The 14,442-nt window shown below is 29.4% G+C and carries 14 protein-coding genes; 3 read left to right on the plus strand and 11 right to left on the minus strand.

What is annotated here, in order from left to right:
- Positions 1–81: 81 nt before the first annotated feature.
- The 5 genes from KQH81_RS11955 to KQH81_RS11975 all read right to left on the minus strand — a co-directional run bounded on the left by KQH81_RS11955 (position 82) and on the right by KQH81_RS11975 (position 5,036).
- Positions 82–1,341 carry a helix-turn-helix domain-containing protein gene (locus KQH81_RS11955; protein ID WP_027639563.1) on the minus strand — a complete coding sequence of 420 codons (1,260 nt, stop codon included), beginning with the start codon at positions 1,339–1,341 and terminating at the stop codon, positions 82–84.
- Between the two features lie 29 nt (positions 1,342–1,370).
- On the minus strand, positions 1,371–2,669 hold the full coding sequence (locus KQH81_RS11960; protein ID WP_027639564.1) for a helix-turn-helix domain-containing protein: 1,299 nt from the start codon (positions 2,667–2,669) through the stop codon (positions 1,371–1,373).
- A 165-nt stretch (positions 2,670–2,834) separates the two neighbouring features.
- On the minus strand, positions 2,835–3,032 hold the full coding sequence (locus KQH81_RS11965) for a hypothetical protein (RefSeq protein ID WP_035771096.1): 198 nt from the start codon (positions 3,030–3,032) through the stop codon (positions 2,835–2,837).
- A 119-nt stretch (positions 3,033–3,151) separates the two neighbouring features.
- On the minus strand, positions 3,152–4,072 hold the full coding sequence (locus KQH81_RS11970; protein WP_027639565.1) for a ribonuclease H1 domain-containing protein: 921 nt from the start codon (positions 4,070–4,072) through the stop codon (positions 3,152–3,154).
- A 13-nt stretch (positions 4,073–4,085) separates the two neighbouring features.
- Positions 4,086–5,036, minus strand: coding sequence for a YkvA family protein (locus tag KQH81_RS11975; RefSeq protein ID WP_051196325.1), 951 nt, complete (start codon positions 5,034–5,036; stop codon positions 4,086–4,088).
- Positions 5,037–5,246: 210 nt separating this feature from the next.
- On the opposite strand from KQH81_RS11975, the gene KQH81_RS11980 reads away from it, so the two are divergent.
- Positions 5,247–6,989, plus strand: a complete 1,743-nt coding sequence (locus KQH81_RS11980) for an ATP-dependent metallopeptidase FtsH/Yme1/Tma family protein (protein ID WP_027639566.1) — start codon at positions 5,247–5,249, stop codon at positions 6,987–6,989.
- A 74-nt stretch (positions 6,990–7,063) separates the two neighbouring features.
- On the opposite strand, the gene KQH81_RS11985 is transcribed toward KQH81_RS11980, so the two are convergent.
- The 4 genes from KQH81_RS11985 to KQH81_RS12000 all read right to left on the minus strand — a co-directional run bounded on the left by KQH81_RS11985 (position 7,064) and on the right by KQH81_RS12000 (position 11,527).
- Positions 7,064–8,038, minus strand: a complete 975-nt coding sequence (locus KQH81_RS11985) for a rhomboid family intramembrane serine protease (protein ID WP_051196326.1) — start codon at positions 8,036–8,038, stop codon at positions 7,064–7,066.
- 173 nt (positions 8,039–8,211) lie between these two features.
- Complete coding sequence (gene pepF, locus KQH81_RS11990; RefSeq protein ID WP_027639567.1) at positions 8,212–10,011, minus strand: oligoendopeptidase F; 1,800 nt, start codon at positions 10,009–10,011, stop codon at positions 8,212–8,214.
- A 120-nt stretch (positions 10,012–10,131) separates the two neighbouring features.
- Positions 10,132–10,527, minus strand: a complete 396-nt coding sequence (locus KQH81_RS11995) for a DUF6762 family protein (RefSeq protein ID WP_027639568.1) — start codon at positions 10,525–10,527, stop codon at positions 10,132–10,134.
- Positions 10,528–10,621: 94 nt separating this feature from the next.
- Positions 10,622–11,527 carry a metal ABC transporter solute-binding protein, Zn/Mn family gene (locus KQH81_RS12000; protein ID WP_027639569.1) on the minus strand — a complete coding sequence of 302 codons (906 nt, stop codon included), beginning with the start codon at positions 11,525–11,527 and terminating at the stop codon, positions 10,622–10,624.
- A 94-nt stretch (positions 11,528–11,621) separates the two neighbouring features.
- On the opposite strand from KQH81_RS12000, the gene KQH81_RS12005 reads away from it, so the two are divergent.
- Together KQH81_RS12005 and KQH81_RS12010 are read left to right on the plus strand one after the other, a co-directional pair.
- The gene (locus KQH81_RS12005) at positions 11,622–12,284 is read left to right on the plus strand and encodes a metal ABC transporter ATP-binding protein (protein WP_027639570.1); all 663 of its coding nucleotides are present in this window, start codon (positions 11,622–11,624) and stop codon (positions 12,282–12,284) included.
- On the plus strand, positions 12,284–13,078 hold the full coding sequence (locus KQH81_RS12010; protein WP_027639571.1) for a metal ABC transporter permease: 795 nt from the start codon (positions 12,284–12,286) through the stop codon (positions 13,076–13,078). Before KQH81_RS12005 ends, KQH81_RS12010 begins: the two co-directional genes overlap by 1 nt.
- Here KQH81_RS12010 and KQH81_RS12015 read toward each other — a convergent pair whose 3' ends face one another.
- Positions 13,079–13,504, minus strand: a complete 426-nt coding sequence (locus KQH81_RS12015; RefSeq protein WP_027639572.1) for a Fur family transcriptional regulator — start codon at positions 13,502–13,504, stop codon at positions 13,079–13,081.
- A gap of 89 nt (positions 13,505–13,593) precedes the next feature.
- Complete coding sequence (locus KQH81_RS12020) at positions 13,594–14,139, minus strand: manganese efflux pump MntP (protein ID WP_099336399.1); 546 nt, start codon at positions 14,137–14,139, stop codon at positions 13,594–13,596.
- Positions 14,140–14,442 lie beyond the last annotated feature (303 nt).

Here is a 14,442-nt window from a genome sequence, read left to right on the forward strand (position 1 = left end):
TATTCTATTCTTTTATATGAAAAAAAGCTATGTTACAATAAAAAAACAGCTTTATCATAACATACCTTTTAATTTTACGCTTTAAATTATTTTTTCTAAATTTATAGCTAAACTAAAGTATCTTAATGCATCTCTAGTTTGAGAAAAATCATAATACATATTTCCCATATCCATATAGCGCTTATACAATTCCTTTTTAGACCCAAATTTCATAAGAGCATCTAAAGATAAGTTCATATACATTTCCGCTTCTATATTCATGCCTTTCTCTTTCAAAATTATGGATTTATAATAATAAGCTTTCTCCATAAGTTTTATATTATCATTAGAAATAGCATAATTTAGAACCTCACTGCATCTCTCTTCAGCTTTATCTAAATAGTTCACCTTCAACAGATTTTTCAATTCAAATATGATTGCATTTCCTAACATGTTGTTAAAGCCATTATAACACATATTAACAGTTTTTTCCAAACACTCTATAGCTTCATCATGTCTTCCCAAATCCATAAGAGTATTTGCAAATATAAGCATACTCATAATTTTCTTTTCATCATTTCCATAAAGGTCCATAACCTTTTTTTGAAGATCATATGCCTTATTTTCATCTCCGAATCTTAATTCCAACACAGTTATAATACTATAAATATTTGCTTTCAAAGTGTCATTTGCAATTATAGCTAATAATTCATTTAATCTATCTCTATATCTGTTTATCTTCTCATAATCCTCCATAAATGAATAGCAAATAAATTCATTATATTCAATAGTACATCTTTTAGTTAAATCATCTATATTATTGGTATTCATTATATTGATTGCATTTTCATAGCAAGATATAGCTTGTACATATTCTTCATTGTACTCAAAATATTGACCCACATCTGAATAATAGATCATATAGCAAAAACTCTCATCGCATTTTTCACATATTTCATAATAATTAGAGATAAGTTCCTCTAGCTCTGGAAATCTTTCTTTCTCTAAATACCAAGTAAATAGTACATGAGTTATATCAAAAGCTAAATCAAATTCTTCAAATTCCATTGCATACTCTAAATTGTATTTGAAATCCGCTTCTACTTGATGAGAAAATTCTTTACTTTTAAGCCTATCTATGTTTTCCTTTATCTGTTCTCTGACATCTTGCTGAAGATACTCCATAGATAAATCTAATTTTTCTGATATAAATTCTAAAATCCAAGTTTCAGGTTTTATCTTATTATTCTCTATACAGCTCATCTTAGAAACAGATATTTTATCCCCACATATATCTTTTAAAGTTATTCCTTTATAAACTCTAGCTCTTTTAATCTTTTCCCCAGTCGATAATACTTCCATAAAATTACACCCACACTAACACTTTATATTTAACTTAAAATTCCCAGTTTTTTAAATATAATAACGCCTTCATTTAAATATTTAGCCGCTTCAATTTCTTTATTTATTTCAATATAAAACTTTCCAAGTGTTATTGAAATTTCACCTGCTCTTTTGAATTGTTCCATATTATTAGCAAAATTTAATGCCATTATTAATGAATTTTCCGCTGCTAATACATTGTTTTTCAACAATTCCACTCTATGTCTTAGAAGATAGTAATCTATTATAGCCCCTTCGTTTCCATCCTCTATATAATCATAAATTTCACCTAATACTCTGTCGCAGTTCTCTGGATCTTTCATTTTTATATAATTATCGCATATATTTATTAAAGTCTGTATAAGGTTTTTGTCTTTATTTACTATTCTCATTTCTTTAGCTTTGTTTAAATGTTTAAAAGACTCTTCGATATTATCAAATTCATAAAAAAGTTTTCCTAAATTATTTTCTATTTTTGATAATTCAGAAGCATCATCAAGCTTTCTAAATATATCCAACGTCTTTTCACAACAGTTTATAGCATTATCTATATCACCTTTTTTGTGGTACTGTTCTGTAAGTAAAAGTAATGACTTTGCATATTTTCTTTTATCTTGAAGCTGCTCAAACTTTTCTTTTGCCAGATAAGAGTACTTCATAGACTTGTCTATATTTTCAAGCTTAAAATATACACTAGCCATAAAATAATATATCTCTCCAAGCAAATTATCGTTATCCATACGCTTGTCTAAGAATGTCTTTTCTGCTTGTTTTAGATAACTGTTACAAGAATGATAAGCTTTTAATTCATATGTTATCTTTCCAAGATTTAAGAAGGTGTTTATTATCTCTTCATAGTCATTATTTTTTATAAAAATAACGTTTGCAGACAAAAATATCTGTTGAGCTAATGCATACTCCTTTTTCTTCATATGTATGGTCGCTCTTAGATATAGATTGCGTGCTTTTCTATATTCTAAATCATATTTTTCAGCATAATATAAAGCTTTTTCTATATATTCACTTCCTGTGATTAATTCATCATTTAATATATATGATTCAGATAAGTTTTCATAATAAAGACAAATCTTCTCAGCCTGCGATTCCTCTGATTCCATCAAATATTCAATTGAAGTATTTAAAACACTTGATATATATTCTAATAAATCCATGCTTGGATTTGATTTTCCTGATTCCACTAAACTTATCTGACCTGGAGTTATTCTGTCACCTGCTAAATCTTTGAGAGTCATATCTAGCTCTTTACGTCTTCTTTTAATTTTTTCGCCCAAAGATAATATTTCCATCTTCGCCTTCCTCTTCTCTAACATTAGTTTCTCAAAACTATTCATATTATGTATTATTATAACATATTTTTAATGTAATACATATAATTTTTACTTAATATTTATCTGTTTATTATTTTCCATAAAAATAGGACCATATTATTCAAAATATGGTCCATTCTACTACTAATCCATCCATTTTGACATATTTCCATATACATCATTAGTAAAGTTTTTTACTGCTTTCTTTGTTCTTCTTACTTTTCTTTTTGTCGCATTATCTGCATTCATTCCCATTGCAGCTCCCATGGCCATTCCTACCATAGCACCTGTTGCAATACCACTTACGAAACCACCAGCATTATGACTATTTCTCATACTCATAATCTTTCACTTCCTTTCATAAATATTGATACTATTATAATGTGCATTTTTACTTTTATTACTCCATAAAGTTCTTGCCATATTTGTAATGAAATATTTGACGAATTAATTTGCCTTTTCTATAGAGTTATATTTTTTAAAAGATAAAGTATAAAGTCTGTCTTTTCATCTTCATTTAATCTTTTTATATTTTCAATGAAGATTTTATTATCATTTCTATATGACTCTAATATAGCCTCAAAATCTATATTTTCCTTGTCATCTAAAGTTACAATTTTATTTGTATCACTAACTTTTATATTATTATAATTATCAGATGCTATTTTTAATATGCTATTTTTAACTTCTAAATTTTTAACTTTTAAAGTGTTAGTTTTAAGCCATTTTTCAACCACTTTATCCGAACTTATCCCTAAAACTTCTTTACACTTTTCATCTACAAGTTCATTGAATAAATCACCTGTATGACTGTCTACCTTTACAAAAGTTACTTTGATTCCTTTGTTCATAAGTTGCTGCATTTCATTATAATATCTTTCAGAAGATTCTTCTCGTCTTTCCCAAAATCCTGTAGCATGATGACTTACACCTTCATAATCATGAAATATAACAACCTCTTTTTGGTTGTTATCTAAAGCATATTCAACAGCTCTTATAGCTCCTTTAAGTTCTCCTGCAATTTGTCTTATATTTCTCTCACCTTTATTTTTTCCTTTTCCGCTTTCTATATATAAAACCACTTCATTTTCCACTGCAACTATTCCATATGAATATTCTTCTGTAGCAGAATTATAACTACCATCCACATACACATGAAGGCCTTCTTTAGGATAATTATTATCTGATTTCTTTAAAAGTGCTGCACTTTCATTTAAATATTTTTTTGCTTCTTCTACATTTTCAAAGCTTTTATATTTTGCACCTTTTACACCTTTTACATAAGATAAGCACTCATTCCATGTATTTACTATAAGATTTTCAATTTTTTTTTGATTTTGAGAATCAAATCCTTCCTTTATTGCATAAACTTTTTTCCCCATAGTTTACCTCTTTCTAAAACATACTTTCTATCTTTGTCCATATACTATTTATAGTATCTCCTCCTACAGCAGAATTTATATAATTCACCCCTTCTTTTATAAGATTCATTATATCCTCCTGCCCCTGCCAATTCTCTAAAAGCACATTTTCAGGAATATCATTTACTATTTTGTTAAGTACAAAAAATATTATAGCTACATCATCTATCTTTCCAATAAAAGGAATAGAATCCGGAAGAATATCTATAGGTGAAGCCAAATATCCAAGTGCTACGCCTACTACCGCTTTAGTCTTTTTATCCACTCTTTCGTCCTTAAATAGTCTATACAATAAAGCTAAAAAATCAGGCACTATCATAAGATACTTTGCGGCACCACTATATTTTTCTGGCACTTTATTCTCTACATTCTCTTTAAATTTAGAATAACCATCTACTTTTTTCACTATAACAACTTCTGAAACCTCTTCTTTTTGTTCCTCAATAACCTCTTTCTCTTTAACTTCCTTTTCTAAAGAAAAGTCTATGTCATTAGTTTCAACATATATCTTTTCTTCCTTTAAGGTTAAAGTTTTCAAACTAAGCTCAAGCTTTACAGGAAGCTTCTCTAAAATGTCATCCAAATCTAAAGTTAATACATCTTTCTCTATATCGATATTTATCCCTTGTTCTTTTAAATTTTTTACAGCTACCTTAAGGGCTTGTCTTCTTACTACAGACCATATAGAAAGCTTTGAAATACCGATTTTTAATATAGTCATATGAATCTTATTATCATCCACATTCCCAAGGGCCAGCTTCACACTAAATGGAATTTTAAATAAAGCTTTATACTCTCCCTTTATTTCTATAAAATCTTTTAAATTCACTTCATATATAGATAAACCAGGGACCTGCATAAAATCATTTATTATTGAAATAATATCATCCCCGCTTAATGACACATTAACACTTGATACTCTCATATTTCCCACCTCATTAAATCTAATCTATTCACTTTTAACTCTTGTGTTCTCTATCTTCACTTCCTAAAGTATATCACATCTTCGTGAAAAATTAATCAGCTAGTCCAAAATTTACATTACCAAAATATATGATTTTCATTAGACAAAATTCTAAAAATCTCTATAATGATTAGTACAAGCTGATTCTTGTTTAAAGGAGGCGTGTAGATAATGAATAAAATTAAAAAAACTAAAATCTATATACCCGTTATTGGAATAGCTATTTCTTTAATATTGATTGCCTATGTTAATATTTTTGTCCATTCTAATAATATGGAAAGTTACAATAAATTTCTTGATGATTTGAATAGTGGTAATGTAGTTTCCGTAAATATGGATTCAACAGACACCATGGATATAAAAACAAAAGATGGTACCAAATACTCAACAGACAACCCAAGGACTGAAACTTTAAAGGAAAATCTTTTAAAACAAAACGTTATAGTTAAAGAAAACAAATCAGTATCCCCTGTAGAGACAGCTCTAGGTTTAGTATTTCTATGTTCAGTTATATCTTTAGGAATAACTGCAATTAAAACTTCTAAGATTTCTTCTAAATCAATGCTTAAAGTAGATGCTATAGAAGCTCATAATTTAGATTCATTCAAATTTAGCTTTAAATCTTTTGCCGGAAATGAGGAGGCAAAGGAAAGCCTTCAGGACGTTGTAGACTTTTTAAAAAATCCCGAAAAATATGCATCCTATGGTGCTAGAATGCCTAAAGGTGTCATTCTTTATGGCTCTCCTGGAACAGGAAAAACTCTTTTAGCAAAAGCTGTAGCTGGTGAGGCAAAGGTTCCCTTTTATGCAATATCTGCCTCTGACTTTATTCAAATGTATGTAGGTGTAGGTGCCAGCAGAATAAGAAACCTTTTTAAAAAAGCTAAAGCTCATGGAAAAGCTGTAATATTCATAGATGAAATTGATGCTATTGGAAAGAAGAGATCATCTTCTAAAAATGGAGGTTCAGACGAAAGAGACCAAACTTTAAATGCTCTTTTAACTGAGATGTCTGGCTTTAATGACCATAATGGAATAGTAGTAATAGCAGCGACTAATAGGCTTGACATGCTAGATGATGCTCTTTTGAGACCTGGAAGATTTGATAGGCATGTTGAAGTTGCTCTCCCTGATGTGGCTGCAAGAGAAGACATTCTAAGGCTTTACCTTAAAAATAAGCCTTGTGAAGACATAGACATTAAAACTTTAGCAAAAAAATGCACATATTTTTCTGGTGCAAAACTTGAAAGTCTAATAAATGAAGCTGCAATTCTAGCCTGCAAAGACCAGAAGCCTTATATAAATGAAGAACACATAGAAAAAGCATTTTCTAGAGTTGTAGCAGGACATGAAAAAATAAATAGAGACTCATTAAGTCATGAAGATTTAAAAATAACAGCTTATCACGAAGCTGGCCATGCTTTGATTTCTAAGCTCATGCTTCCTTGTGATAATGTTTCAAAGATAACCATAATACCTACTTCTAATGGAGCTGGCGGATATACTTTAACCATACCTAAGGATACCAACTATCAGACCTTAGATTATTTAAATAAAAGACTTATGGTTATGCTTGGAGGACGTGCCGCTGAGGAAATAATCTTTGGATCAGACAAAGTTACTACTGGAGCTTTTAATGATTTAAAAACAGCAACTTCATTGGTAACTGCCATGATAACACAATATGGCATGGGCGAATCTCTTGGGCTTTTAAATTTAAGTGAAATTCAAAATAGTTCTTCTATATCATCTCAAGATGTAGTAACTGAATCTAGAGAAAAACTTCTCAGCCTTTATAATGAAGCGAAAGACATATTAGTAGCACATCTATCCACTTTAAATCTTATAGCAGAAGAACTTTTAGATAAAGAAACCTTGATGGAAGAAGAACTTGAAAGATTATTGTCAACCTAAAAAATTTTTTATAATATATTTAAAATATATAAAAATGACACTCAAATATAATATTTGAGTGTCATTTTTTTAATTTAATCCTTATATAAAGCTGCACCAACTATAGTTCCTGCAATTAATCCTCCGAAATGCCCAAAATTATCTATATTAGAAGCACTTAATCCTATTATTACATTTACTACAATGACAGATACTATACTCTTAAGGAATTGCGGTCCTATAGTATCCTTCTTTTTGTATCCTAATACAAGAGCACTTCCAAACAATCCAAATATAGCTCCTGATGCTCCAATGGACAAATAAGGTGAGAATATATAACTTACTGCTGTAGATGCTACCCCTGCTATCAAGTATATAGTCAAAAATTTCTTAGTCCCAAAGTAATCCTCTATAAGATCCCCAATTACTTTTAATGCATACATATTTAATGCCAAATGTATAATACCACCATGCAAAAATACTGCCGTTAAAAGCCTATAATACTGTCCTGCCCTTTGTATAAGCGGATTATATTTTGCTCCCATTTCAATTAACACATAAGGATGTATTTCAAATAGACTATGAGATTTAAGAGCACTTATAAAATAAATAATAATATTTAATGCTATGATAACATTGGTTGCTGTAAGTTTTATATTTTTAATATTAGGTTTCTTATTATCCTCTTTATCTTTAAGCTCTTCAGTTAATATTTTTAAAATATTCTCACTTACGCTAAGTGCCCCTAATATTTGTCTATCATAATTCAAATATATTATTCCGCTATCTCCACAATAAAGAGCTCTCGCTTCTTCCTCAGTTATATTTTTTTTATCCATAATTAATATTGTATTTAAGCTTACGTCTCCGTAACCCTTCATTCTTAAATAATCTAACGCACTTGTTATTTTCAATCTATACTCTAAAGTATTAGACACTATAACTCCAAGTATCTTATTGTTATTCCCATAGTATACTGCTATATAGCCTTCTTCACAGGCTCCTAAAATCTTATAATTTTCTATCACAAAGCCATACCGTACAAGCTTATTTAATATAAATTTCTCCACGTCAAACCTCCTGTATCATCTTTCAAGTCAATGTCAATATTTCCAAAGATTTAACCTAATTATACTATGATTTTTCCCCGATTGTTATATTTTTTATATGTATTTTTTATTAATAAAAGCTGCAGTTTTGATTATACCATCGAAACTACAGCTTTTTTTTACTTTAATATTTTCTACATATCTTTTTCTAACATGTCTAAAAGCTCTTTAAATCTTGCCATAGTAGCTTCTAGTGGAGCAGGTGTTGTCATATCCACTCCTGCTTTCTTTAATATATTTATAGGGTAATCAGAGCCACCAGCCTTTAGGAATCCCTTATACTTTTCAACTGCTGGTTCTCCATCTTTTAATATTGCTCTTGCAAAAGCTGAAGCTGCTGCATATCCTGTTGCATATTGATATACATAGAAATCACTATAGAAATGAGGTATTCTAGACCATTCCATATCTATCTCCTCATCTACATTCATGCTAGGTCCAAAATACTTAACATTTAATTCATGCCATATTCTGCATAAATCTTCTCCAGTTAGAGGAATTCCTTTATCTATATTTTCATGAGTTATAAGCTCAAATTCTGCAAACATAAGTTGTCTAAACACAGTTGTTCTTATTTGCTCAAGCTCTTGGTTTATAAGGTATAATCTTCTCTTTTTATCTTCTTCCTTATTTATAAGGTGATGTATTAAAAGAGCTTCATTTGTTGTAGAAGCAACTTCTGCACAGAATAATGTATAGTCACCGTATATATATGGCTGAGTCTTTCTAGAGTAATATGAATGTAATGAGTGTCCCATTTCATGAGCTAATGTAGATACATCATTTATATCATAATTATAATTTAAAAGTACATAAGGCATTGTATCATAAGATCCCCAAGAGTATGCTCCACCTCTTTTGCCTTTATTTTCGAATACATCTATCCATCCTTCTTTTATTCCGTTATTAAATATTGATAAGTATTCTTCACCTAAAGGATGAAGACCTTCATTTACTATCTTTACAGCTTCCTCAAACTCTATATGTTCCTTTTCTATATCTATAACTGGAACATATAAATCATACATATGCATATCTGGAAGATTTAAAAGCTTCTTCTTAACATCAACATATCTATGAAGAAGTGGAAGATTCTTGTTTATAGTTTCTACAGCATTTTTATAAACCTCTACAGGTATATCATTTGGGCTTAAAGATGCTTCAACTGATGATGAATAATGTTTAGTTTTTGCTACAAAAGCAAAATTCTTTATACTTGAAGTAAGGGATGTAGATATTGTGTTTACATACTTTTTATAAGTTCCAAATAATGCTTCAAAAGCAGCCTTTCTTACACTCCTGTCCTTAGATCTTATAAAAGAAGCATAGTTAACTTCTGTAAGTTCAACTATATTTCCTTTCTCATCTTTTATCTCTGGGAAAGTCATATCTGCGTCGGTAAGCATTCTGAATATATTCTCTGGAGCTTCTAAGCAATCTGAAACTGCAGCTAAAAGCTTCTCCTCTTCTTTGCTTAATACGTGTGGCTTTCTCTTCATTATTCTTTCTATATGGAACCTATAAAGCTCTAATTCTGGTACTGATTTAACTGCTTCTTCAAAATATGAATCTGACAAAGATAAAATTTCTGGAACAAAGAATGCAGTATATGCTCCTATTTCTGCTAGGTATGGATCAATTTTGTTTTTTAAAGTTTGATATATTGTATTTGCTGTATTTTCATCTCCTCTTAGATGTGCAAAAACAAATACTTTTCCGGCTAATCTTGATACTTCTTCTTCTGCCTTTAAAAAGTTAAATAACTCTTTTGGATCTGCAAGCTTTCCTGAATAATTCGAAAGCTTAGGAGCTAATTGTTTTAGTTTATTAAAATCTTCTTCCCAGGCTTCATTACTACTATATATTTTTTCAATATTCCATTTATATTCCTCAGGTATTTCTTCTCTAGTTCTTAATTTTGTAATTTCACTCATGATTTATTCCCCTTTCAAATAAAATAAAAATCCCCATATTTATATTACCATAGGGATTTTTTTATTTCCAATAATTTATATTTATTATTATATTATTTTTATCTTAAACTTTATATACTATTAATATTCTTCCTTATTCTTTTCAGCTTCTTCAAAGGCCTTTTCCATAGTTTCACTTATAATTTCACATATATCATACACTATAGATCCCATTTCCTTCATATCCTCTACATATGACATCTCTATCTTCCAAGTAGGATTAAATTCATCATCCACATCCTCAATGTTGTATCCATTTTCTGTAAAAACTTCGTAATCAAATACATCATATATAGCTGAATACTCCCAATCTTCTACATCCTTATTAGTATCAAAAACTATTGTAACCTTTCCATCTATCTCATAGAACTTTTTTATGTATAAAGCTCCTTCTCCAACCTCAAAACTTCCTAATTCCTTGGTCAAAAAACCACTAGTTCCATCCTTTTGCATAAGAACTAAAGATGAAAAATCCATAAAATCATCTCCTTTTATTATCTTTATCTTTATATATATACTATATTTTAATATAAGTCAAAGAAAAAATGTGAGAAGCTTAATGTTTTGCTTCTCACATTTTATTAAGTCCGCTATATATCTTTTCTAAATTATTTTTCATGGTATCCATATAAGTTCCCTCAATCTCCAAAGTATTGATTTCTTCTACAGACGCCCCAGTTTCTTTTGAAATAGTATCTGTAACCTTACTACTTGCTCCTTGCTCCATAAAAATAGTTTTTATGTTGTTTTCTTTGCAGTAATCAATAGTTTCTTTAAGCTTTACAGAAGTAGCTTCCCCTTCATTAAATACTCCTGCAACACTCTTTTGAGTCAGATTGAAATCTCTGCATAAATATGCAAAAGCTTCATGGCCTGTGACAAAGTTTTTATTCTTCACACTATCAAATTTTTTCTCATATTCACTCAAAAGTTCATCTGCCTTTTTAGTAAAATCATTGAAATTTTCTACATAATAGTCTTCATTTTTACTGTCTATCTTTATGAGACCTTCCATTATGTTTTTAGCCATTACCTTAGCTTCTTTAAGACTAAGCCATATATGAGGGTCATATTTCCCATGCTCATGGTCGTCACTTCCGTTTTTAAGTTCCAAAAGCTCAGCATTCTTTGAAGCTTCTACAATAGTTACATTACTGTTTATCGTCTTTAAAGTATCTTCTGTCCAATGTTCCATATCTAGCCCATTATATACGAATAAGTTGCTCTCATTTAAAGCAGCTACATCCTTTGGTTTAGGTTCAAAATCATGAGCCTCACTGCCCTTTGGTACCATAACACTTATATTTACTTTATCTTTTCCTATTTCCTTAGTTAGATCTGCCACTGCATTAAAACTTGCCATGACCTTTATCTTATCGCTTGATTTTGCATCATCTTTCTTTCTGTCGCTACCGCACCCTGAAACTAAAGTAATGAGTAAAACAGCTGCTAAAATCAAGCCTATTTTTTTCTTCATAAAAAAACCTCCTATTGCAAATGATTTGCATTTGAGTATATAATAATACTTGTTCATTGATTTGTCAATTACTATAAAAGATGGAGATGATGTAGTGGTAACTATTAAAAATTTAAGTTTTTCTTATAATAGCTTTCAGCCACTTTTAAAAGATATAGATATTTTCATTCCTGATGGAAGCTATGTATCAATTATAGGTGAAAACGGAAGCTGCAAAAGTACTTTAGTAAAATTAATTTTAGGTCTTTTAAAGCCTCAAAAAGGTGAGATAATAAAAAAATCTTCTAATATAGCATATGTTCCTCAGTGGCTTGATGGCTTTAATTCTGAATTTCCAATTACGGTAAAAGAGGTGCTTTCAATACATCTAAAAACCTTAAAGTTAAAAGATAAGAACCTTATCGATAAAGTTCTTAAAACTGTAAACATGGTTGATTTTAAAAATAATCTTATAGGAAATCTTTCAGGTGGTCAAAAACAAAAAATATTAATTGCAAGAGCTCTTCTTGGAAACCCTGAACTGCTAATTTTAGATGAACCATCTACAGGTATAGATGTATCTAGTCAAAAAGAGATTTACAGCTTAATAAAAGACCTCAATTTAAAATCTAATATGACTGTAATAGCCGTAGAACATAACATGGATGCCGTTCTAACCAATTCTACTTTAATTTACAAATTGAAAGATGGCGATGCTTTCTGTTATGACATTGCTAAATTTAAAGAAATGTATCAAAACAAGGAGGAATTCTTTTAATGCTTGAATACGAATTTATGCGAAATGCCTTAATTGCAGGTATAATGATATCCATACTGTGCCCCCTTGTTGGAATGTTTCTTGTGTTAAAGAGATATTCGATGATGGGTGATACGCTATCCCACGCTTCCTTCGCAGGAATTGCTTTAGGATTATCTTTAGGTGTTAATCCCCTTTTATCATCTTTTGCTTTTACATCTTTATGTGGAGTGTTTATAGAGTTTTTAAGAAATTACTATAAAAAATTTGGAGAAATGGTAATGTCAATTATACTTACTCTAAGTGTAGGAATCGCAATAATATTAATAAGTAGCGGAAAAGCTGCTACAAATGTAAATTCCATATTATTTGGAAGCATTCTTACGGTTTCAAAAGAAGACTTGATGCTTATATCAATAATAAGCATTATAAGTATTTTAGCCGTTATAATCTTATATGACAAACTAATTTATATAACCTTTGATGAAGATGGTGCTAAAGCTTTAGGTGTAAAAGTAAAACTTATAAATTATATATTTACTTTAATAGTTGGAGCTTGTATATCTGTATCAATTCAAATAATGGGAATTCTTGTGATTTCTTCTATGATGGTTGTGCCAGTAGCTACAGCCCTCCAATTTAAAAAAGGGTTTAAGTCAACTTTAATGATATCCATAGTAATAGGTTTTATAGATATCATAACTGGTCTACTATCCTCTTACTATATAAACAGTGCTCCTGGGGGAACAATAGCAGTAACTTCTGTAACCATATTATTGATTTCCCTCATAATAAAAAACGTCAAAAATAGTTAACTATTTTTGACGTTTTTTATTATTACTGCAGTCTTTGCATATTCCCTTCATAAAAAGCTCATGGTCTAATAACACAAATCCTGTTTCATCTTTCAGCATCTCTTCAATACGCCTCATTGGACAATCAAGTTCTATTTCTTTATGACAAATGCTGCACTCTAAAATATGCTTATGAGTCTCATGATTTAAAAAATATTTATATGAATTTTCTCCAGTATCATACTTTCCTACAATATTGTTTTCTTCAAAAATTTCTAAAGTTCTATATACAGTTGAAAGATTTATATCTACATCTTTATCTCTACATATATTATAAATATCTTCTGCCTTTAATCCCTCATTATTTTCACTCATTATATTATATATGTTTATTCTAGCCTTAGTAGATTTTATGGAATGTTCTTTAAAAACTTCTCTAGCATTCATTTAGCTCACCTTCGTAAAATAAATTATATATAATATATTATACCAATTTAGAGCATAATTTTCTATGTTTATATTCACATATCATATCATTATAAAATCATTTCTAATCCAAAAATAATTAAAATAATTCCACCTATAAAATCCGCATATTTTGCTATAAATTTAACTTTTTTTAAAGATTTAGAAATTATAAAAGCTATTGCAGATAAAAAACATGTGGTAAGTCCTATAAAAATAGTATCAATCCCTATGACAAGTATCTTAGTTATGCCGCTTAACACAACAAAACCAACTACCAAAGCATCTATACTTACTGATATACCTAAAATAAAATACATCTTTGGTTTTAATAATATACTCTCTTCCTTCTTTTCCATGCCTTCTTTGATCATCATGATTCCTACTATCATTATAACAATTCCACCAATAGTATTGGGAACAGATGTAAATCTATTAAACAAGTAACCTATATATGCTCCTATAAAAGAAAAGAAAAATTGAAAAAATCCAAAAGATAATATAAATAGTATCTTATTGTTTTTTCTTACCTGAGGATTTAAGCCTATACTTAATGCAACGCCAAATGCATCTAAAGCCAATGCAATAGAAATTATTATTAGTGAGTGTATCTCCATATATGAATTCTCCTTATAAAAATAAACTTTATATATATTATGGCTTTAGATATCAAAATATTAATCTTTTGTAATATTATTACATTACTACCAAATATAATATGCTATTTTCATATAGACTACGATTTTTCAAAAAAATTCTTTATTTTTCTCTCATTATGTTATATTATATTAGCAGGATACAATCTTAATGTGGCGAATTTTGTGCCGCATTATTTACAATCATTTTAATTTTATAATACTCCTTTATTGTGAGTTATTTTTATCCTAGGTATGATAGTTTTCTGCTTCTCAGCTAAATAG

The sequence above is a fragment of the Clostridium cadaveris genome, assembly GCF_020911725.1.
Lineage (GTDB): Bacteria > Bacillota > Clostridia > Clostridiales > Clostridiaceae > Clostridium_X > Clostridium_X cadaveris.